Raw genomic sequence first — 20,905 nt, 5'->3', positions numbered from 1 at the left:
ATTCGTACTGCCTCTCGTCCTCGGCGGGAAGTAGGGTTGCGCGATGATCGAATCAACGGGGTTTGACGCCGCGGTCGAGGTGGGGATCGCCGCGTTCTGTGCGGGTGAGGAGCCGCCGGGTGACGAGGAGGTCTGGGACCGGCTGACCAAGGCCGGCGTCGAGCCATGGCTGGCCGAGCGGCTGCTGGTCTTCCTGCCGATGGCGTACACGCGGCGGTTGCTGCCGGACGTCTCGTACCAGGACGCACTGATGGCCCCCGGCGGACGGCTGAGCCTTTCGGCCGAACCGGTGTTCGTGGCCGCGTTGGACCGCGCGCAGCACGCCGGCCGCAGCGAGGTCGGACGGATCGCGGTGCGCAGCGCCGAGTTCAACGCGATCAACAGCGCGCTGCACTCCGGGTCGCAGCTGTCGGACCTGGTGCTCAGCGAGTCCACCCTGATCTCCGACCTTCCGCCGGTCGAGCAGGGCGACGGCGGCGTACCCTCGCCGCGAGCCATATTCGAGGACTTCCTTCGCGGGCACGGCGTGCGGCTCGACGGCGAGACGCGGGTCGACGCGAAGCTGTTCGTCCACCCCGCCCCGCCCGGTTTGGTGATGGCTCAGGTCGACTTCGCCGTGTCGCACCCGGCGCTGGCCAGGCCATGGCTGGTGGAGAGCTTCGCCGGGCACGGCACCACCTGGCGTGACGCGATCGGCGAGGCGGTGAACAAGCTCAAGCTCGGCGCGCTGCACCCGATCGTCGACGGGCTCCTGAACCCCGCCGCCTCCGGCCAGGTCGAGCGAGAGCGTTACCAGCACCCGAACGGCGCGTTCGAACTGGTGCTGGGCACCCAGATCAACCTGTTCGCCGACCGGCCGGTGCCCTCCGCCGGGCCCCTGCTCGACCGGCTGCTGGAGGCGTTGCGCGCGGAGCCGCTCACCCGGAAGGTGCACGGGTTGCGCCTGTTCGTCGTGTACGGCGACGGCCGGCTGCAGACCAACGAGGTGCTGCTGGACAGCGAGGAGTGGCCCGGCGGCGAGGCGGCGATCGCCGGCGGCCGGGCGCCGCTGCCCGACGGGAGGGTCGCGATGCGGATCTTCGGCCTGCTCGTGCCGGCCGGCGACGCGTAGCCGCCCAGGCGCCCACGCGGGCGAGGTCCGGGCCGGGGAACCGCCAGGTCAGGCCTTCATCAGACGATGCCGCGCGAGTCGAGTGAGGCCTCGACGATGCGCAGGTTCCCCAGGCCCGGCAGTTTCCGAAGGTGCGCGTCGATTCCGCGGGCCGCCCGGCGGCCGTCGGGTCCGCTCATGAGGTGTCGCAGCATGTGTCGCACGGCCACCTCGGGCATGACGCCCGCTCCGACCGGAGCCCAGAACCTTCGCAGGGCGAACCGCGCCAGCTTCCGGGCCTTCTCGCTGCGCGCCAGCCGATCACGCGCCTGCGTCGCGTAGAAGGCGACATGGCGGGCCTCCTGCCGGACGATCCGCTCCAGCAGCGCCGACAGGACCGGGTGGTTCTCGAGTGCGGCAAGGCGTTTGTACGCGGCGATCGCCGACCATTCATTGACCGCGCCCCACGCCATATGGACGGCGACGAAGTCGTCGCCGACGATATTGGCGATGAGCGACTGCTTGATCGGGTCCAGCCGGTCACGCCAGCCCCCCTTGCGGCGAACGGCCATGAGGTGCTCATGGCCGACGCGGACGGCATGCAGGTCGAGAACCGCCGCAAGGGCCTCACCGTGCCAGTATTCCTCGACGTTCCACATGGTCATGAACGCCGTCACAGCGGGATCCCGGTGTGAGGGCGTGACGAGCATGTCGCGCAGGTAACAGACCGTGTGGTACTCGACGTCGCACATGTACCGCAGGCTCAACACCGCCCGTGGCGACAGGGGACGATCGCGAAAGTCGTTCAGCGGAAGGTCGTCCCAAGTGATGCCCCGAGACGTGCGGGTGTAGTCCTCAATGTCGAAAGCCATGCGATTGCCGGGGCCCGCTCGACGTGGGCCCCTACCTCCCCACTTTCGGTCACCGCGATACGTGTCATCCGTCGGCCATGCGTAATGCCGGTCGTCGACCACCCTCACGCACGGACTTGCCGTTTGCCTTACGCATTAATTTGCTTTCCTAATGAGCTGATCGTCCCATATATCAAACCAGGCCGGTAGGGAGGCGTGACCTTGACAATCGGGAAATGACCGTGCCACCGGGGCCGGTGAGACCGGGCGGACATCGGGCCGGCGGCGAGGCCACCAGAACGTCCAGGGACCTCCGCTGTTCGCATCGCGTGCCCCGGCACAATCGTCGTTTTGTCCAGGCGAGCCGTTCCTTCAGACATGTCGGGCCGGCGAAACCGTCCTTATGCTCTGGATCACATCGGCCGGATCAACACCATTGACGAGACGGGAAAACGCCGGTCCGGCCGTGCCTCCGCGGTGATCAACATTCTGGAAGCCTCAGACTCCCGAGAGGAGCAAAGGTGATCCGCCCGACCCGCCACACCTCTCTCACCTCGCTCATCGCCCTCGTCGCGGTGCTGCTGACCACACTGGCGCTCGCGAGCCCCGCGTCCGCCCGCCCGCTCGGCCACCCGCCCCGAGCCGCCACCCCCGCCCCCGTGGCCGCCACGCCCCCGATGGGCTGGAACGACTGGTACACGTTCTTCTGCGACGTCAACGAACAGCTCGTCGAGCAGACCGCCGACGCGATGGTCAGTTCGGGAATGCGCGACGCCGGCTACCGCTACGTCAACCTCGACGACTGCTGGGCGGCCTCCACCCGCGACGCGAACGGGCAGCTGCGGGCCGACCCCACGAAGTTCCCGCACGGGATGAAGGCCGTGGCCGACTACGTGCACGCCCGGGGCCTGAAGCTCGGCATCTACGAGGACGTCGGCACGAAGACCTGCGCCGGCTACCCCGGGAGCTACGGCCACGTCCAGGACGACGCCGACACCTTCGCGTCCTGGGGCGTCGACTTCGTCAAGGTCGACTGGTGCAACGTGCCGTTCAATGACTTCCCCGGCCTGTCGCAACAGCAGGTCGCGGTCAAGCTGTACACCGCCTACAGCCAGGCGCTGAAGGCGACCGGCCGGCCGATGTTCTTCAGCATCTGCGAGTGGGACCCCAAGCTGCAGCCGTGGACCTGGGCGCCCGCCATCAGCAACATGTGGCGCACCAGCAACGACTACGGCTCCCAGTGGAGCCAGACCCTCGCCAACATCGACCAGGAGGCGCCGCTGGCCCCGTACGCCGGGCCCGGGCACTGGAACGACCCGGACATCCTCATGGTCGGCAAGATGGCGAGCGACGCCGAGAGCCAGGCGCACTTCAGCGCTTGGGCGATGCTCGCCGCTCCCCTGCTCGCCGGCAACGACCTGCGGAACATGTCCGCGGCCACCAAGGCGATCCTCACCAACCGCGAGGTGATCGCCATCGACCAGGACCGGCTGGGCGCTCAGGCGACACGCCTGACGCACACCGACGCCGCCGACGTCTGGATCCGCACCCTCGCGAACGGCGACCGCGCCGTGATGCTCCTCAACCGGGGCGACACCACGGCGAGGATCTCCACCACCGCCCAGGCCGCCGGCCTGCGCTCCGTCGGCGCCTACGCCGTCCGCGACCTGTGGGCGCACCGGACCGCCGAGTCGGCCGGAGTGATCGCGGCCTCCGTGCCGGCCCACAGCGCCGCGCTGTACCGGGTCTCGCCGCTGAAGGGCGAGGTCGATCGCTACCCGCCGGTCACCGAGGTCTCCGTCGACCCGCAGGTGCCGCCGGCCTACCCCGGCTCCGACCTGCACGTCGCCAAGGCCGGCGAGAAGATCACCACGACGGCGACCTTCGGCGACGACGGGAGGACGGCGGTCACGAACGCGACGCTGAACCTGACCGGCCCGTCCGGCTGGAAGATCGACGGCGGACCGGTCGGCGCGCCCGCCGTGCCCACGGGCAAGCGGCTGTCCGGCACCTGGCAGGTGACGGTGCCCCCGGATGTGGGCCCCGGCTCGTACACCCTGACCGGGACGGCCACCTACCGGTGGGGCGACCGCGCGCACACGTCGACGGCGAAGAGCGACACCACCGTACGGGTGCTCGTGGGGCCGTCCGGGTCGCCGTACCTGAGTGACCTGTCCTGGCTGTCGGCGACGAACGGGTACGGGCCGGTGCTCGTCGACAAGAGCTACTTCGGCGGTCCGCTGACCATTCACGGGACGACGTACCAGCACGGGCTCTGGACCAACGCGGTCGCCTCGATCGACTACTACCTCGGCGGGCGGTGCTCGCGGCTCACCGCGGACCTCGGCCTGGACGACTCGGTCCAGGGACAGGGCTCCGTCACGTACCGCATCAGCGCCGACGGCCAGTCGATCTACGACAGCGGCGTCGTGACCAACAGCACGCCGACCGTGCACGTCGACGTGCCGCTGACCGGCGCGCAGGTCGTGCGGATCGACGTCGGCGACGCCGGTAACGGCGTCACCTACGACAACGCCGACATCGCCCAGCCGCAGCTCACCTGCGCGGACTCGTAGCGGTCCGGCCTACGCGGCCCCGGCGGGCGACCGCCGGGGCCGCGTCACGCGCGCGCGGACGTTCCACGGCGATGATCGGGTAGGTCCTCTCCAGAGCACTCCTTCGCGATGCACGGTCTGCTGCCATCGGCCGTCGAGACCATCGATGAGCAGGCCCGCAGGGTGTACGCGCAGTACGGGGCGCAGTCGACCGATCTGCTGAAGAACATCTACCTGGAGGCTCTGCGCGACCGCGCGGTCTACACCGCCGCTGCCGGGGTCGACCCGGCCCGGGCCGTCCCGGTGGCGCTGGATGTCGGCACGGACAACGAGGCCCTTCTGAACGACCCGGGCTACGTCGGCAACCGGCACGCGCGCGTGCGCGGTCAGCGCTATGACGCGTTCATCGACGCCTATGTGACCGCGGCCACCCGTATGTTCCCGCACGCCATGCTGCACTGGGAGGACTTCGGCCCCTCCAACGCGCGGCGGATCCTGGAGAGATACACCCCGCACATCCCCACCTTCAACGACGACACGCAGGGCACCGGCGCGATCGTGCTGGCCGCGATGCTGTCGGCCGTACAGGTGTCCGGCACACCGATGCGGGACCAGCGGATCGTCGTCTTCGGCGCCGGGACCGCGGGCGTCGGAATCGCCGACCGGTTGCGTACCACGATGATCCGGGACGGGCTCGACGAGGAGATCGCCACCCGGCGGATCTGGCCGGTCGACCGGCAGGGCCTGCTGCTGGACGACATGACCGGCCTGCGGGACTTCCAGCGGCCCTACGCCCGTCCCTCCGCCGAGGTCGCCGGCTGGAAGAGGGACGACGGCGGCATCGGCCTGCTCGAGGTGGTCCAGCGAGTCGAGCCGACGATGCTGCTGGGCACCTCGACGGTCCACGGTGCCTTCACCGAGCCGATCGTCCGCGCGATGGCCGCCGCCGTGAACCGCCCCGTCATCTTCCCGATCTCCAACCCCACCTCGCGGATCGAGGCGATGCCCGATGACCTGTTGCGCTGGACCGACGGCCGGGCCCTGGTCGCCACCGGCATCCCGGTCGACCCGATCACCCGTGACGACGTGACGTACCGCATCGCGCAGGCCAACAACGCGCTGGTCTATCCCGGGATCGGGCTGGGCGCGATCGTGTCTCGGGCCCGCCGGATCAGCGATGGCATGCTGCACGCCGCGGCCGAGGCCGTCGGTGGCATGGTCGACGTGACCGCCCCGGGCGCGTCGCTGCTTCCCCGGGTGGAGGATCTGCGGGAGGTCTCGGCGACCGTCGCGGTAGCAGTCGCCGGGCAGGCCACGCGCGAGAACCTGGCCCGCGTGAACCTCAAGGAACCGGTCGAGGCCGTGCGGGCCACGATGTGGCAGCCGGCCTACCGCCCGGTCAGGGCACGGCGTCCATGACCGCCGACGACGGCCCGCGGGTCGACGAAGGCCAAGCCTCCTGCGACGCGCCGAGACCAGTGGGCGGCGACCGGTGCAGATCACTTCATTTACGGGCGTCCCGCGAGAAGGTCGGCGATCGCCTTTCCGATGGGCTGGCCGGTGGCCTGCTCGACGTACGCCCACTGGCCGTTCGGGTTGTTCTCCAAAAACCAGTACTCCCCCGCGCTGTCCACGAGTAGGTCGATCGCGCCGAAGCCGAGTCCCAGTTCCTTGAGCAGGCGGACGCACTTCCCGGCCAGGTCCGCCGGGAAATCGTGCGCCTCGGTGATCGTCATCCCTCCCTCGTAGTGGCCGATGCGAGAGTCATAGACCTGGGAAAGGCCGTCCGACCTGCTGGTGGTGACGTCGGCGGGGAACACCTTCTCGCCGACGACGGTGACGCGGAGGTCCCGTACGACGTCGGGCGCCACCTGGAAGATGGACGGCGCCAGGTGCAGGTTGGACAGGTCCGGGAGCCGGTCCTCGTCGAGAAGAGTGGTGAAGAGAACCTTCTTCTCGCCGTTCACCGTCGGATGCACGATCCCGATGGGCTTGCTGACGACACGCCGATGGGCGCCGATGAACTCGGCCGCTCTCTTCGGCTCGGAGGTGAAAATCGTCGGCGGTGTCCGGAGCCCGATGCGGTCGGCGACCGAGAGTTGGTAGAGCTTGTTACTCGCCCGGAGGATCGCGAAATAGTCGGAGACCCACTGCGCGCCGGGAAACTCGGTGAGCAGCTGGGAGTACTGCTCGCGCATGGCGCTGGCCGAATAGGGCGCGACCTCCTGGTCGACGGGCAGGTCGGCGGGTGAGACGTTGAGCGGCTTGCGGAACCACACGCCCGCCACATCCGTCAGGACCTGCCCGTCGACGATGACGACGGTCCCCGCGCTCCCCGGCCGGTAGGTCAGCTCGCCCCCGTTCAGCAGGGTCCGCGGATCGGCGACCACGATGGGATCGTCCAGATGCCGCTGGACGAACGGCAGGTGAGCGTCGCGGCGATCGGTCAGCGCAAGGACGGTGGGTCGCATCGACGATGACCTCTCGGATCAGGCCAGGCCGGTGATGTCGGCGGCGGAGTCACCGGGGACGAAATGGGGCTCGGCGGCGCAGTTGTCGATGGCACCGGCCGTGTCGACGCATCCGGGAGAGTGCACACCGCCGACGACCGAGGCCAGGTGATCGGGCGCCTGGACCGAGGTCGAATGGGCGAGCAGGTCGATACCGAACGGCACAACGGCCGCGACGAACAGACCCGCCAATTTGACGTAGACCCGACTGAGCATCTTTCTCCCTCTCGTTGGACGATGACTTTCGAGAGTCCCTCGGAAGAGTCGGCCCAACGATAGGAAGCGCCGGTACAGGTCGGGTACACGCACCGGCCCGCCGGCTCAGCCGGCGGATCCTCGTGCCTTGGGCGGTGGGCTGCCCGGCGCCGGGACGTCCGTCGGCCGTTCGCCCGGTTTGCTCGCCGATGGCCGCTTCGGCCTGGCGGTCCGGCCGGCCGATGCCGGCGGCGTCGTCCTGGCCGGTGTGGGCTGCGACGGGGCGGCCGGCGGCGGAGACGGCGGGACGAAGTTCTGCGTCGACCCGACCCAGGCGGGCGGCGGGAAGGGACGGGAAGGCGGGCTCGGCTCGGCGTTCTCGGTGACCGCCTGCCAGATCTCCGCCGGTACGTCCGCGCTGCTCCGCCGGGGTGCGTCACCGACGTTGACCACCGGCCGGTTGCTGGCCCGGTACACGACGACGGCCGTGGCGGTGTCCGGCGTGTAGCCGCAGAACCAGCCCGCCGCGTTGTGGTCCGTGGTGCCGATGGTGCCCGCCGCCGGCCGGACCCGGGCCGAACGGCCCGCCTTCGCCTCGTGGGTCGCCTTCTCCTTCTCCCCTGCCCGGAACGCCCTCTGCAGGGCGAAGGTCACGTCCGCCGCGACCTCCGGGGAGAACGCCGCACGCGTGCGCGGCCGGACGTCGAGCAGCACCTTGCCCGATCGATCCGTCACCCTCGCGAGGATGTGCGGTGCGGCGTAGGTCCCGTTCACCAGCGCGCCGTACGCCGCCGCCTGGTCGACGGCGTGCACACCCGAGGGCGGCAGGCGGCCGGGCAGACCCACCCGCGCCGCCGCGGACGCCCCCACCTTCGCGCCGAGCCGGGAGAACACCGTGGCGTACGGGCGGGCGGTCGCGGTGAGCAGGTCCGCCGACGTGGCCTGGGCGTCATCGTCGTTGACGACCGGTCCGTCCGGCGTGGCGGCGAACGTGCTGCGCAGGCCGATCCCGGCGCGCAGGCCCGTCGCCAGCACGAAGGGAGAGAAGGACGAGCCCGGCGGCAGCGCGGCGAGGAAGGCGTTGTCGTACTGGTGGGTCAGGTAGTCGCGGCCTCCGTAGGCGGCCAGGATCTCACCGGTTCCCGGCCGTACGGAGGCCAGCCCGACCTCCAGGTCGTGGTCGCGGCCGGTGGCGCGGTCGACCTCCCCCGGCAGCGCCGCCTGCATCCGCTGGTCGATCGTGCTGGTCACGCGCAGGCCGCGCCGGTAGATCTGGTCGTCGTCGAGGCCGTGATCGTGCAGCTCGCCGATGATCCGCTCGATGAGGTACCCCCGCTGCCCGGCGTAGGTCGACTCGGTGTGCGCCGGAGCGACCCGGGGGAACGCCGGCAGCGGGCCCTTGGGCAGTGCGCCGGTGCTCATCATCCCGTCGATCACGTATCGCCATCGTGCCTGGGTCTGCGCGGTGTGCCCGAGCGCGGGGTCGAGGTAGGAGGGCGCCTGGATGAGCCCGGCCAGCAGCGCGCCCTCGGCGGGGGTCAGCGCTCCCACGTTCTTGTGAAAGTACGCCTGCGAGGCGGCCTGGACGCCGTACGCGCCCCGGCCGAAGTAGACCGTGTTGAGGTACTGCTCGAAGATCCAGTCCTTGGATCGCGAACGGCTGAGCTTGACCGCGATGAACAGCTCCTTCACCTTGCGCGACAGCGTCTGTTCCGGGCTGAGGTAGGCCACCTTGACGTACTGCTGGGCGATGCCGGAGCCGCCCTGGCGCGACCCGCCCGACACCGCCGCCCAGATCGCACGCGTCAGCCCGGACGGCGAGACGACGGGGTCGCGGTAGTAGCCGCGGTCCTCGGCCGCGAGCACGGCGCCGCGCACGTACGGGGGCACGTCCCGCAGCGGCACGGCCACCCGGTTCAGCCTCCCGACCTCGGCCAGCGTGGTGCCGTCGCGGTAGGTGAACGTGCTCGACTGGGCCCGCGCGGCGGCGTTCACCGGCGGCACCCTGGTCCGCGCGTACATGATGCCGACCGCCACGCACAGGGCCCCGGCGCCGACGGCCAGGACGTACAGGGTGCGCCGGACCAGCCGCCACCGCCGGCCGCCCTTCCGTGTTCGTGCCATGTTGATCAAGCCTCGGCGCGGGACGTCCGGCTGGTGTCGCGGCGCCGTCACACTTTCCGGGTAATGTCCGGATTCTGTGACGTAGCGTCGAGGGCCTGATGCCCGGCCCGATAATGGGGCGATGTCCGCGATTCTGCTCGTCGAGGACGATCCCTCGGTCCGTACGGGGCTGGAGCTCGCCCTCACCCGCCAGGGGCACTCGGTCACCGCCTGCGCGACCGGCGAGGCAGGGCTGGAACACGCGCGCGCACGGCGGCCGGAGATCGTCATCCTCGACGTGATGCTGCCCGGCATCGACGGGTTCGAGTTCTGCCGCCGCGTCCGGCGTACCGACCAGATGCCGATCATCCTGCTGACCGCCCGCAGCGACAGCCTCGACGTGGTCGTCGGGCTGGAGGCGGGCGCGGACGACTACGTGATCAAGCCGGTCGAGCCCGCCGTGCTCGACGCCCGCATCCGCGCCGTGCTGCGGCGGGCCGTGGGCGGCACCGCGGACCGGTCGACCTACGGCGACCTGGTCATCGACCGCGGCGCGCTGCGCGTGTCGCGCGCGGGCGCCGACGTCCATCTGACACCGACCGAGCTGCGGCTGCTGCTCGAGCTGACCCGCCATCCGGGCCAGGTGCTCAGCCGGAGCCACCTGCTGCGGGCGGTGTGGGACCACGGGTACGCCGGTGACTCGCGGCTCGTGGACGCCTCCGTGCAGCGGCTCCGCGCCAAGGTCGAGCGGGACGCCTCGGCCCCCGTACTGATCCAGACGGTCCGCGGGTTCGGCTACCGGTTCGTGGCCCCTTGATCACCGGGCTGCGCGGACGGATGTTCGCCTCGTTCATCGTCGCCTGCCTGGCCTCGACCGCACTCGTCGCCGGCATCGGTTACGTCCTCGTCCGCCGGACCGTGCTGCAGCGGACGCAGGACCTGGTGCTCACCGAGACCCGCGACACGCTCGCCCGCGTCGTGCCCGGCACACTCGCCGACCCCGTGCCGGAGAACACCCTGCGCGACGTGGCCCAGGCCCTCGTGCGCCCCGACCGCACCGTGGTCGTCACCTCCGGCACCACGACGTTGAGCACCGGGGAGTTCGGGACCGCGGACGTGCCGCCCGCGCTGGCCGCCCGGGCGAAGGACGGCCTGTACTTCCAGCGCGTCGTCCGGCACGGCGAGCCGTGGCTGGTGATGGCCACCCGCGTCCGTACCGCCGATCGGGAGCCGTCGCCGCTGACGGTGTACGTGTTCGCCTCGCTCACCGGGGAGCGCGACGACCTCGACGGCATCCAGCGCGCGCTCATCCGCGCGGGCGCGCTGACCCTCGTGCTGGCACTGGTCCTCGCCCTGCTGCTCGGGGGCAGCGTGCTCCGGCCGCTGCGCCGGCTCGGCCGGGCCGCCCGTGCCCTCGGCGCCGGCGATCTCGGCGCGCGCGTCGAGGTGCGCGGCCGGGACGAACTGGCCGACGTCGCCCGGGCCTTCAACGAGAGCGCCTCCTCCCTGGAGTACACCGTGCGCGAGCTGCGCCGGATGGAGGCCAACGCGCGGCGGTTCGCCGCCGATGTGTCACACGAGCTGCGCACCCCGATCGCGGCGATGACCGCCGTCACGGACGTGCTGGAGGAGGACGCCGCGGCCCTGCCCGCCGACACCGGCACGGCGGCCCGGCTCATCGCCGGCCAGACCCGGCGGCTGGGCGCGCTCGTCGAGGACCTGCTGGAGATCAGCCGGATGGACGCCGGCACCGCCCACCTCGACCTGGACGAGGTACCGCTCGCCGGCCTGGTCCGTGAGTGCGTGGAGACACGTGGCTGGACGGATCGGGTCGTCATCGAGGTACCGGCGGGTCTGCGGGTTCGCGTGGATCCCCGCCGGTTCCAGGTGATCCTCGCCAACCTCATCGGCAACGGGCTGCTGCACGGAGCGCCGCCGGTCCGCGTCACCGGACGGCCTGGACTGGAGGTACGCGTCATCGACCAGGGCAAGGGAATCCCCGACGACCTGCTGCCACGGGTGTTCGACCGGTTCTTCAAGGCGGACCAGGCCCGCCCCGCGGGCCGCGGCAGCGGCCTCGGCCTGGCCATCGCCCAGGCCTACGCGGAGCTGCACGGCGGCCGTATCGAGGCCGCCCACGTGCCGGGCGGCGGCGCCGTCTTCACCGTACGGATCCCCGCGTGAGGCGCCTGGCCGCCGCCGCCCTGGCGGTCCTGTCGCTCGCGGGCTGCGGCGTGCGCCCGACCGGCGTGGTGTACGCGGGCGACGCTCCGGTCGCCACCGCCCCGGTGTCGCCCCGGTCCCAGGTGTACTTCCTGTTGCGGGGGATGCCATCGCCGGTGGGCCGCGCGACCAGTCCCTGGGACGCCCAGCTGGTCTTCGACGACCTGGTCCGCGGCCCCACCCCGGAGGAGCGCGCCAAGGGCCTGACCACGGAGCTGGGCGGGATCAAGCAGCTCGCCGTACGCGACATCGGCGGCCGGGCGCTCATCATCGACACGATCCCGCCCGTGCCCAAGCTCGCCCCGGCGGCGTACGCGCAGATCTACTGCACCGGGCTCATGCTGGCCGGCCGACCCGTCATGAGGCTCTCGTTCCCCTACCCGGTCCATCGCGAACCGATGTGCTCCTCGAACGCACCACCTCCGGTGCCATCGCCGAGTACGGACGCTCGCTGACGTCGTTCGCCACCGAGGTGGCGCCGCACCAGGGACCTCGGCCCGGACGGTCCCGAGACCACCACGGATGATTCCACCGGCACTCCGGTGACACCGGAGGCGACGCTTCACTGAAACGACTAATTGAGCGATGCTGAAATTCCCGAACAGCCCCCTAAGGAGAGAAACGTGGAACTCGACACCTACCGTCTGCTGGGACGATCCGGTCTGCGCGTGTCGCCATTAGCCCTGGGCACGATGACATTCGGGACCGAGTGGGGGTTCGGCGCGGACAAGGCCGAGGCCCGCCGGATCTTCGACGCCTACGTCGACCGGGGTGGCAACTTCTTCGACACGGCCGGTGTGTACAACAACGGGACGGCCGAACGGCTGCTCGGCGAGTTCGCCGGCGACGATCGTGACCGCCTGGTGCTGGCCACCAAATACACCATGGCCGGGCGTCCGGGCGATCCGAACTCCGGCGGCAACCATCGCAAGAGCATGGTCGCCTCGGTCGAGGACAGCCTGCGCCGGCTGGGCACCGACTACCTCGACCTGCTCTACCTTCACGTCTGGGACGGCACGACGCCGGTCGAGGAGGTGCTGCGCGGGCTCGACGACCTCGTCCGCGCGGGCAAGATCCTCTACGTCGGCATCTCCGACACCCCCGCCTGGCAGGTCTCCCGCATGCAGACGATCGCGGACCTGCGCGGGTGGGCGCCGTTGATCGCACTGCAGGTCGAGTACAGCCTGCTCGAGCGGACCTCCGAACGCGACCTCATCCCCATGGCACGCGAGATGGGCCTGGGCGTCGTCCCGTGGTCGCCGCTGGGCAACGGCGTCCTGACCGGCAAGTACACCCACGCCGACCTGGCGCGCGAAGGCGGCATGGACGACCTCGGGGGAACGCGCAAGGACTTCGCCCACGAAGCCGGGTCGCTGACCGAACGCGGCCTGGCCATCGCCGACGTGGTACGAGACGTCGCCGCCGAACTGGGCCGTACGCCGGCGCAGGTCGCGCTCGCCTGGACTCTGCTCGACCCGGCGGTGACGGCGCCGCTCATGGGGGCCCGCACGCCCGCGCAGCTTGAGGAGAACCTCGGCGCGCTCGACGTGCGCTTCACCGAAGGCCAGCTCGCCGACCTGGAAGGGGCCAGCGCCATCGCGCTCGGCTTCCCGCACGAGGTCCTGGCCCGGCCCATCATCCGCGGCCTCGCCTCCGGCGGCGCCCGGATCGAGAACTTCTAGCCGAGCGCGGCGCACTATCCGACGAGGTGGATGCGATCATCCGGCCTGGAAGCGGTACGGCGTGAGGTAGCGCGGGAGTACGACCTTGGTGCGCGGGCTGACCTTCCGTACCGTCGCGACGAAGGCGTCGAGGTGCGGCTTGACCGTGGGATCGGGTTTCGGGGGGTTCGTCAGCTCGGTCTCGAAGTCGTCCCAGTGGACCGGGACGACGACCGAGGGCCGGCCCAGGGCCGTGATGATCCGCTCGGCGTACGCGTGGGTCGCGTCGCTGGCCTGCATCGCGATCATCGCGACATCCGGCGACAGGCCGGTCACATTGCGTTCGACGAAGTCGCTGCCGCCCATGAAGAACACCGAGGGGCCGTTCTTGACCCTCACCTGGTAGGCGAGGGTGTCGCCTTCGGGCAGGTCGGCCACGGTCCGCGGCTTCTCCGGCCGGGCGAGCCGCACGCCCGGCAGCGCGACCGAGTACGCCGAGTTGCGGCTGTGCAGGGAGGCGATGACCTCGACGGTGTAGGAGCCGAAGTCGAGCACCTCGCCGCCCTTGACCAGCCCGACCTGGCCGGAGGGGACGTCGGAGGCCAGCGCCAGGTTGTAGGTCGTCATCGTGCCGATGACCCGCGCGCCGGTCTGCTGGGCGATGTACGGCACGTCGTTGAAGTGGTCCCAGTGCGAGTGGGTCACCAGGACCGTCTCCGGCTTGCCGATGTGCTGGTCGACGGTCCCGGTGGCCACCGTCAGCCTGGTCGCCGGATCGAACGACCCGGTGAACATGCCGGTCTCGTACCGGCTGAGGTACGGATCGACGAGCAGAGTCCGCGACCCGATGTCGATCCTCCACCCCGCCGTTCCGAACCAGCGGAACGTCGCGGCCGCGCTCGTGCCGGTCGCGCCGGTCACCGCCGCCCGCTTCTCGTCGGTCGCCGATGCCGCGTACGCTCCCGCGCTCGCCACCGACACGACGGTGGCTCCGACGGTCGCGCTTCGCAGGAAACGCCGCCGGTCGACTCGCTGTCCGGACACGCTGAATCTCCCCCTTGTGATGGGCGCATGCTGATCAGGCCGCATTCGACCATCGGTCCACCGGCCGCGTCCAAGATCAGCGAGACGGACCGCGCATAGGAGAACGAATATGAGAGCACGTCGGCGCGGGTGCGGGCCGCCGACGAACGCGCGTCATTTCGCCGCCGTCGCGGGTCATGGCGCGCGCAGCGCCTCGACGGCGGTGCGGGCGGCCTCCCCCATCGCCAGATCGACGTCGATGCGGCGCGGGTTGAGCCGTTCGGTCCGCGCGAAGATCGCGATGGCGTACCGGCGTCCGTCGGGATACTCGGCCACTCCCGCCTCGTTGTGCAGGCCGGGCAGACTGCCGGTCTTCGCGGCGACGCGCACCGCGGGCGGGAAGCCGCTGGGGATGCGGGTCCAGAAGACCTGGTGCCTCATCAGCTCTCGGACCATGGCGCACGCCGCCTGCGGACCGGCCTCGTCGCGCCAGATGAGGCTCAGCAGCCGGGTGATGTCCCGCGGAGTGCTCGAGGTCGTGCGCTCCGGGTCGAACACGCGCAGCGCCCGTACGCGCTCCGCCGGAAGAGTCGGGAAGATCTCGGCGAACTCCGCCTCGGTCCGCGCGCCGACGTCGGCGAACACCGACGCGAGATGCTCCCGCGGCCCGCCGGTCACCCGGGTGCGCGTCATACCGAGCTCGCCCGCGAGCAGCGGGAGGGTGTCCGGGCCGATCCGGCGCATGAGCAGGTCGGCGGCCGTGTTGTCGCTGATCGACATCGCGAAGTAGGCGAGGTCGCGCAGCGACGCCTCGACATCGTCGGCGCATCCCGCCATGCCCCAGCCGCCGAGCCGGTCCTCGGCGCGTACGAGGAGACGCTCGGTCGGGTCGATCTGGCCCGCGGCGACCTGCCGGGCGAACTCCAGCACGAGCAGGATCTTGAACACCGACGCGATGACGACCTGCTCGTCGGGCTCGACGCCGACCTGCCGGTCGTCGTCGACGTCGACCACGTGGAGCCCGGCGGTGACGCCCACCGAGGTGAACGTCCGGGCGATGAGATCCTCCGTCCGCACCCGCTCACCGTAGCGCCGCGGCGCCGGCCGCCGTACCGCCCCGGCGCCTCCCATACGCGATCGCCTATCGTGGCGGCGTGGACCTGTCGCGGCATCTGCGGTACTTCATCGTCACGGCCGAAGAACTCCATTTCGGCCGGGCCGCGGAGATCATCGGCATCGCCCAGCCGCCGCTCAGCCAGTCGATCCAGCGGCTCGAACGGGAGCTCGGCGTCACGCTGTTCGACCGGTCCCGGCGCCGGGCGGAGCTGACGACCGCCGGTCGCCTCCTCCTCGACGAGGCGCGGGATCTGCTGGCCCGCGAGCAACGGCTGCGCACGCTGATGCGGAAGGCCGCCGACGGCACGCTCGGCACGCTGCGCGCCGGCGTCCCACCGGAGACGCCCGCGGTGTCGCTGCAGGCACTGTCCCGCCGGCTCGACGAAGAGGTCCCCGAACTCGACGTCGACCTGCAGGAGCTGACGACCGCCGAGCAACTGCGCCTGCTCGCCTCGGGCCACCTCGACGTCGGCCTGGTGCACCATCCGGTGGAGGCCGCCGACCTGCGGTTCGGCCCGGCCGTCGACGTGCCGCTGGGAGTCGTCCTGCCCCGCGCGTCACCGCTGGCGCGGCTCCGCGAGGTCGAGTTCGGCGACCTCGCCGGCCACGGCCTCATCCTCGCCCCGCGGGCGACGGCACCCGGCTGGCACGACCACGTGCTGGAGGTCTGCCGGAAGCACGGCTTCACGCCGTCGGCGCTGCGGCACGCCCGCAACCCGGAGTTCCTGCTCGGCCTGGTGCTCGGCGGGCACGGCGTCGCGTTCGAGCAGGAGGCGATGGCCCGTCGCGAGCCGCGTGTGGCGTGGCGCCCGCTGGCGGACCGTCCCCTGCTGCGGAGCGTGTCGGCCGCCTGGCCCGCCGACACGGCGCACCCGGCGGCGCCGAGGTTCGCGTCGATCGCCGCGAACGTCGTCGCCGCCGACCACGTTCCGTCTCCGCCCGTCGCTCCCGTCATGTCCCGGCCGTGGTCGGTGGTCTACACCGCGAACCGGTGACCGAGGCCCGGCCTGCTCAGGAGGTGCGCTGTCCCGGTTCGTCGACGATCCCGGCGGCGGTCCGGACCATCAGGTTCTGCAGGACGCCCTTCTTCACGTACCCGGCCAACGCCTTGGGGTTGTCGCCGACCCCCTTGAACGTGTGGCCCTTGATCGAGATGGTTCTCTCCCCCAGGTAGGCATAGGACTTCGGATCGAGCATCACCTCTTCGTGGAGCCAGCCTTCGGCGATCCGGCCGAGCGCGATCGCCGGCCGGCCGGCGGCGTCGGCGGAGTTGTCCACCAAGGTCACGCCCGGGAGTTTCTTCATGGCCCGGAAGATCGCCGCCTCCGTCCGCGGGGGCAGGAGGTTCTCCCTGAGAATCACCCTCAGCGTCTGGAACGCCAGCTGGTAACCCCCCTCCGAGCCCGGCTTCTCACCGTTCTGCGCGTAGACCCATCGGAGCAGCGCGTCCGGGTCGGTGGGAAGTGCCGCCAGCGACGGATAGTCCTCGGGCGGAATCGTCCTGCCGAACTCGTTGAAGATCTTGACCTGGCCGTTCTCGATCCTGGCGCTCTTCTTACCGTCGGCCCGCTTCCAGGCGCGCATGACGATCGTCCGGTACGGACCGCCCGTCACCCCCCCACTCTCTTTGACGGTCGTTCGAAGCCGGATCTCGGTGTAGATCCACTGGTCGGGCCGTGGCGGGGTGAACGGACGGGAGTCGGCGGCCGCGGCGGCCCGGTCCAGCGCCTGCGCGGCGTTGGCGACCGGGTCGGCGGGCAGGCCCGGCAGGACCGTACGGCGATGACCGTTGTCCTCCACGCCCCCGAGGTTCTGGGCCACGGTCACCCCGGCCGCGATCGTGACGGCCAGGGCGCCGACCGCCACGATCCGTACGCCCATGCGTGGCAGCCGGACGCGCGGGCCCCGTTCGCCGAACCGCGCGGTCACCTGGGACCGGACGCCGGCAAGCCGTACCGGCTCGGACTCGGACTCGGCCAGTGACGCCCGCATCCGCCGCAACGTGTCCAGTTCGTTCATGGTCAGTCCTCACTCGTCGAAGTAGGAGAGCCCAGAGCCGCGCGCAGTTTCCGGCGGGCCCGGTTGAGGCGTGAGCGCACCGTGCCGATCGGGACGTCGAGTGCGCGAGCGACCTCCTCGTACGACAGGTCGCCCCAGGTGAAGAGGAGCAGCGCGTCGCGGTCCCGTTTCTTCAGCGACGCGAGCGCCGCGGCCAGCCGGGTACCCTCCGCCTCGGCGGAGACCGACTCGGCCACCTGGTCGGCGTGCCCCTCCACGGCCGGGTCGGTCCCGGACCGGGCGTACGCGCGGTACATCCGTACCTCGGCGCGCCGTCGTTCGCCGATCAGGTTGGTCGCGATGCCGTACAGCCACGGCCCCGCGTCCGTACGCGAGAGGTCGTAGCCGCCCCGGCGGCGGAAGGCGATGAGAAAGGTGTCGGCGACGATGTCGTCGGCGGCGTCCGGCCCGAGGCGACGCGCCACATATCCGCGCAGCGGGCCGGCATGGCGATCGAAGATCGCCGCGAAGAGTTCGGGCTCGCTCCTCGACCGCTCGATCAGGCTCGCGTCATCGTCTCCTGTCGACGACGCGGCCTCCGTTCCTGGCGGTGCCACGGCCATAGAGGGGTGTCCATTCGTCAGGCCCGCCGTACGGGCACCGGGTTCTGTCACCATCTCCTTGGCCGAAGGGCCGACCCGGGTTCACGCCGTGGGCATGACGGTACGCACCTCGTGTCGTCAGTGATCGCCGCCGGACTCGTGTTCGAGCGCGGTGGCGCGTTCGAGGGCTGACGCCATCGGCGAGACCGCACGCGGCGGTGGGCGAGCGGCGGCGTACGGCGCGCTCTCCAGCGCGGCGATCACCTGATCGAGGAGGACGATCTGGGCCTGCGCGGCGGCGCGGTACACCGGATCGAGGATGTACTCGCGCGCCCGCTCGGCGTCGTCAGGTCGAGGACGCCGCCGTCGCCGGTCGTGTAGAGATAACCGCCGGACACGACCGGGACGCCACCGGTCACCTCGTCCTGACCCTGGTTCCACAGCAGGCGACGGGACGCCGGGTCGATGGCGGAGACGCCGAAGTCGCCGGCGCCGTAGAGCGTACGACCGTCGGAGCACGGCGTGATCGGGTCGATGCGCTGCCCGTTCTCCCGTTGGACCAGCAAGGTCTGCCAGAGCCGGCGCCCGTCCTGGATCCGGTGGGCGCCGAGGATGCCGGTGGCGTCGACGACGTACGCCACGCCGCCCTGCGGGAGCACCGTCGACCCGTTGCCGGGCAGCGTCTGCGACCAGAGCACGGCTCCGGTCGCGACGGCGTGGCCGCGAATCTGCTCCAGATCGGTGACGATGACCACCCCGTCGGCGACGGCCGGCGCCGGGAGCACCTGAGGGCCGCCGGTGTCCTCGCCGGCCTGCCACCGTATGCCGCCGGTCAGGGCGTCCCAGCAGCACAGCACGTTGCGGCTGTTCCAGCCGTAGAGGTTGCCGCCCGCGACGACGGGACTCGGAGCGGCCGGGTTGTTCCTGCTGAGCCAGGCGCTGCCGACCTCGGCGAGCCCCTTCCCGATCTCCAGGACCGCTCCCCAGAACCCACCGCGATTGACAGTACGTCGAATCGACGATCAGGAGCGGAAAAGGGCGACCGCTCTCGCTGCCGTATCCGTTCGGGCGATGTCATCACCCTGCCAGGGGAATCCCAGGTTGCCCCCGGCTGGTGACGCCGCCGCGGGCCGCGCGGGCGTGGAGTGGTGCGTGACATTCGACGTACTCACCGGAGGTGCCTGATGGACGCACGCGCGAAGACCCCGTGGCGGACCGTGACCGTGTGGGCGGCCTGCCTGGCCGCGCTGGCGATGCCGATCACTTCGGCCCGTGCCGCAGGCGGCCGGGCGCCGGAATCGCCGGTCCCGGGAGGGCGGTTGCAGCGGTCGCTGGACGCGGTGGCGACCGCGGGGGCGGTGGGCGCGCAGGCCGAAGTGATCGGCGCCGACGGCCGATGGCGGGGAGTGAGCGGGCACGCCCGGCTGGGTGGCACGCGACCGGTGCCCCGGCAGGGACGCTTCCGGATCGGGAGCATCACCAAGACGTTCACCGCGACGGTCCTGCTCCAACTCGCCGCGCAGGGAAGGGTGGGCCTGGACGACCCGGTCGAGCGGTACCTGCCCGGCCTGGTGCCCGGCGGGCGGCACATCACGCTGCGGCAGCTCCTGAACCACACCTCCGGGATCGCCGATTACCTCGACGACGCCACGACCTATCCGACGGCCGGCCGGGAGTTCCTGGAGAAGGTGCGGTACCACACGTTCCCGGCCGAACAGCTCGCCCGCAGCGGCGTCGCGCTTCCGCGGTACTTCCCGCCCGGCAAGGGCTGGCACTACTCGAACACGAACTACGTGCTGGCCGGTCTCATCGTCGAAAGGGTCACCGGCCGGTCCTGGCAGGACGAGATCACCCGCCGGATCGTGCGGCCCTTGGAGCTGCACGACACGACCGTGCCCTACGGCGACCCCGACATCCCCGGCCCGCACGCGCACGGATACATGGCGATCGACGGCCGGGCCCTGGACATCACCCGCATGAACCCCTCGATCGCGGGATCCGCGGGCGCGATGATCTCCACCACCGGCGACCTCGACCGGTTCTACGCCGCGCTGCTCGGCGGCCGGCTGCTGCCCGCGGCGTGGCTCGCCGAGATGAAGAAGACGGTCCCGAATCCCGACGGCGGCCCGGCGGAGGAGGCCGACGGGCTGGGCATCGACGGCATGCGACTCCCGTGCGGCGTCACGGTCTGGGGCTACGACGGAGGCATCGTCGGCTACGGCAGCCAGAGCTGGCACACCGCCGACGGCCATCGGGGCGTCACCCTGTCCGTGACCCTGCGCGACCTCTCCGACCCCCACACCACGCAGATCCTGGACGCGATCCAGCAGACGGTCGGCACCGCCTTCTGCGGCACTCGCTGAACGGCCCCCATGCCCGGGTCAGGTGCACGATTCACTCACCGGGCCGGCAGCGGGGCCTCGGCCGGCCGGGGGCGGGCCAGTGCCGCCCTGGCCTTGAGCTGGAGCAGGACCGTACGGGTGAGCATCATGATCACTGCCATGAAGATCAGGGCGTCGGTGAGCGCGTCCGGGGAGACGGAATGGGCGGCCATCCATTCGCCGAGACGCCGGCCGAAAACGTGCGTGCTGCCGTAGGAGAAGGCCAGGCGTGCGCCGACCACGGCGGTCCACGTCAGTGCGTAACCGATCCCGGCGCGGGATCTGGCGCAGCGGCGGCCCTTGGCCACGCCTTCGTGTACGGACATGAAGGCGCTGGCCAGCAGCCCTGTCAGCAGCCCGGCGGCGATGCCGGCGATCTCCAGCAGCAGGCCGTACCCGCTGGTGGCGAGTTGGGCGATGAAGAACGGCACGATGGCCGCGGCGCTGATGATCGGGCGGAGCACGCGGATTCGGGTGACTTTCCGCGTGCCGATGTCGGATTCCAGCACGATGAGGAGTACGGCCAGATTCAAAATCCATACGCCCACGTCCATGGCTGCGGCCTTTCAGGTTCGCGATTTCGTTCTGCGATGGCCG

The 20,905-nt window shown here is 71.1% G+C and carries 20 protein-coding genes; 9 read left to right on the top strand and 11 right to left on the bottom strand.

Going from position 1 to position 20,905, the window contains the following annotated elements; all coding sequences use genetic code 11:
- Positions 1–43: 43 nt before the first annotated feature.
- On the top strand, positions 44–1,111 hold the full coding sequence (locus ACFFNX_RS01605) for a DUF6348 family protein (RefSeq protein ID WP_378193867.1): 1,068 nt from the start codon (positions 44–46) through the stop codon (positions 1,109–1,111).
- Between the two features lie 59 nt (positions 1,112–1,170).
- Here the strand turns inward: ACFFNX_RS01605 and ACFFNX_RS01600 are convergent, their stop codons facing one another.
- Entirely contained in the window at positions 1,171–1,962 is a 792-nt protein-coding gene (locus tag ACFFNX_RS01600; RefSeq protein ID WP_378193864.1) for a hypothetical protein, read from the bottom strand.
- A 500-nt stretch (positions 1,963–2,462) separates the two neighbouring features.
- Between ACFFNX_RS01600 and ACFFNX_RS01595 the strand changes: the two genes are divergently transcribed.
- Positions 2,463–4,517, top strand: a complete 2,055-nt coding sequence (locus tag ACFFNX_RS01595) for an NPCBM/NEW2 domain-containing protein (protein WP_378193861.1) — start codon at positions 2,463–2,465, stop codon at positions 4,515–4,517.
- Positions 4,518–4,625: 108 nt separating this feature from the next.
- Positions 4,626–5,915: an oxaloacetate-decarboxylating malate dehydrogenase gene (gene maeA / locus ACFFNX_RS01590; RefSeq protein WP_378193858.1), complete on the top strand. Its 1,290-nt coding sequence runs from the start codon at positions 4,626–4,628 to the stop codon at positions 5,913–5,915.
- Positions 5,916–6,004: 89 nt separating this feature from the next.
- On the opposite strand, the gene ACFFNX_RS01585 is transcribed toward maeA, so the two are convergent.
- The 3 genes from ACFFNX_RS01585 to ACFFNX_RS01575 all read right to left on the bottom strand — a co-directional run bounded on the left by ACFFNX_RS01585 (position 6,005) and on the right by ACFFNX_RS01575 (position 9,325).
- Complete coding sequence (locus ACFFNX_RS01585) at positions 6,005–6,967, bottom strand: MvdC/MvdD family ATP grasp protein (protein ID WP_378193856.1); 963 nt, start codon at positions 6,965–6,967, stop codon at positions 6,005–6,007.
- A gap of 18 nt (positions 6,968–6,985) precedes the next feature.
- Positions 6,986–7,222, bottom strand: coding sequence for a hypothetical protein (locus tag ACFFNX_RS01580; RefSeq protein ID WP_378193853.1), 237 nt, complete (start codon positions 7,220–7,222; stop codon positions 6,986–6,988).
- Positions 7,223–7,327: 105 nt separating this feature from the next.
- Positions 7,328–9,325, bottom strand: coding sequence for a transglycosylase domain-containing protein (locus ACFFNX_RS01575; RefSeq protein ID WP_378193850.1), 1,998 nt, complete (start codon positions 9,323–9,325; stop codon positions 7,328–7,330).
- A 121-nt stretch (positions 9,326–9,446) separates the two neighbouring features.
- Here ACFFNX_RS01575 and ACFFNX_RS01570 point away from each other — a divergent pair, with 121 nt between their 5' ends.
- The 4 genes from ACFFNX_RS01570 to ACFFNX_RS01555 all read left to right on the top strand — a co-directional run bounded on the left by ACFFNX_RS01570 (position 9,447) and on the right by ACFFNX_RS01555 (position 13,209).
- Positions 9,447–10,121: a response regulator transcription factor gene (locus tag ACFFNX_RS01570; protein WP_378193847.1), complete on the top strand. Its 675-nt coding sequence runs from the start codon at positions 9,447–9,449 to the stop codon at positions 10,119–10,121.
- The gene (locus tag ACFFNX_RS01565) at positions 10,118–11,488 is read left to right on the top strand and encodes a sensor histidine kinase (RefSeq protein ID WP_378193844.1); all 1,371 of its coding nucleotides are present in this window, start codon (positions 10,118–10,120) and stop codon (positions 11,486–11,488) included. The genes ACFFNX_RS01570 and ACFFNX_RS01565 overlap by 4 nt, the downstream gene beginning before the upstream one ends.
- Positions 11,485–11,982 (top strand): hypothetical protein, encoded by a 498-nt coding sequence (locus ACFFNX_RS01560; protein WP_378193842.1) that lies wholly within the window; start codon positions 11,485–11,487, stop codon positions 11,980–11,982. The genes ACFFNX_RS01565 and ACFFNX_RS01560 overlap by 4 nt, the downstream gene beginning before the upstream one ends.
- Positions 11,983–12,150: 168 nt before the next feature.
- Complete coding sequence (locus ACFFNX_RS01555; protein ID WP_378193839.1) at positions 12,151–13,209, top strand: aldo/keto reductase; 1,059 nt, start codon at positions 12,151–12,153, stop codon at positions 13,207–13,209.
- A gap of 36 nt (positions 13,210–13,245) precedes the next feature.
- Here ACFFNX_RS01555 and ACFFNX_RS01550 read toward each other — a convergent pair whose 3' ends face one another.
- A complete protein-coding gene (locus ACFFNX_RS01550) occupies positions 13,246–14,232 on the bottom strand; it encodes an MBL fold metallo-hydrolase (RefSeq protein ID WP_378193836.1) in 987 nt (328 codons plus the stop codon).
- Between the two features lie 174 nt (positions 14,233–14,406).
- On the bottom strand, positions 14,407–15,288 hold the full coding sequence (locus tag ACFFNX_RS01545; RefSeq protein ID WP_378193833.1) for a serine hydrolase: 882 nt from the start codon (positions 15,286–15,288) through the stop codon (positions 14,407–14,409).
- Between the two features lie 77 nt (positions 15,289–15,365).
- Between ACFFNX_RS01545 and ACFFNX_RS01540 the strand changes: the two genes are divergently transcribed.
- Complete coding sequence (locus ACFFNX_RS01540) at positions 15,366–16,322, top strand: LysR family transcriptional regulator (protein WP_378193830.1); 957 nt, start codon at positions 15,366–15,368, stop codon at positions 16,320–16,322.
- A 16-nt stretch (positions 16,323–16,338) separates the two neighbouring features.
- Here ACFFNX_RS01540 and ACFFNX_RS01535 read toward each other — a convergent pair whose 3' ends face one another.
- From ACFFNX_RS01535 to ACFFNX_RS01520, 4 genes are all read right to left on the bottom strand, one after another.
- Complete coding sequence (locus ACFFNX_RS01535) at positions 16,339–17,346, bottom strand: CU044_5270 family protein (protein ID WP_378193827.1); 1,008 nt, start codon at positions 17,344–17,346, stop codon at positions 16,339–16,341.
- Between the two features lie 2 nt (positions 17,347–17,348).
- The gene (locus ACFFNX_RS01530; protein ID WP_378193824.1) at positions 17,349–17,948 is read right to left on the bottom strand and encodes an RNA polymerase sigma factor; all 600 of its coding nucleotides are present in this window, start codon (positions 17,946–17,948) and stop codon (positions 17,349–17,351) included.
- Positions 17,949–18,065: 117 nt separating this feature from the next.
- Positions 18,066–18,236, bottom strand: a complete 171-nt coding sequence (locus tag ACFFNX_RS01525; RefSeq protein WP_378193821.1) for a hypothetical protein — start codon at positions 18,234–18,236, stop codon at positions 18,066–18,068.
- Positions 18,188–18,895: a PQQ-binding-like beta-propeller repeat protein gene (locus tag ACFFNX_RS01520; RefSeq protein WP_378193990.1), complete on the bottom strand. Its 708-nt coding sequence runs from the start codon at positions 18,893–18,895 to the stop codon at positions 18,188–18,190. Before ACFFNX_RS01520 ends, ACFFNX_RS01525 begins: the two co-directional genes overlap by 49 nt.
- Positions 18,896–19,111: 216 nt before the next feature.
- Here ACFFNX_RS01520 and ACFFNX_RS01515 point away from each other — a divergent pair, with 216 nt between their 5' ends.
- A complete protein-coding gene (locus ACFFNX_RS01515; RefSeq protein ID WP_378193818.1) occupies positions 19,112–20,290 on the top strand; it encodes a serine hydrolase domain-containing protein in 1,179 nt (392 codons plus the stop codon).
- A 35-nt stretch (positions 20,291–20,325) separates the two neighbouring features.
- On the opposite strand, the gene ACFFNX_RS01510 is transcribed toward ACFFNX_RS01515, so the two are convergent.
- On the bottom strand, positions 20,326–20,862 hold the full coding sequence (locus tag ACFFNX_RS01510) for a hypothetical protein (protein WP_378193815.1): 537 nt from the start codon (positions 20,860–20,862) through the stop codon (positions 20,326–20,328).
- Positions 20,863–20,905: the final 43 nt, after the last annotated feature.

Origin of the sequence: Actinoallomurus acaciae, from assembly GCF_042429965.1 — a bacterium.
In the GTDB taxonomy this organism is placed as follows: Bacteria; Actinomycetota; Actinomycetes; order Streptosporangiales; family Streptosporangiaceae; genus Actinoallomurus; species Actinoallomurus acaciae.
Note: the sequence above shows the minus strand (reverse complement) of the source record. Positions and strands in the feature narration are given on the sequence as shown.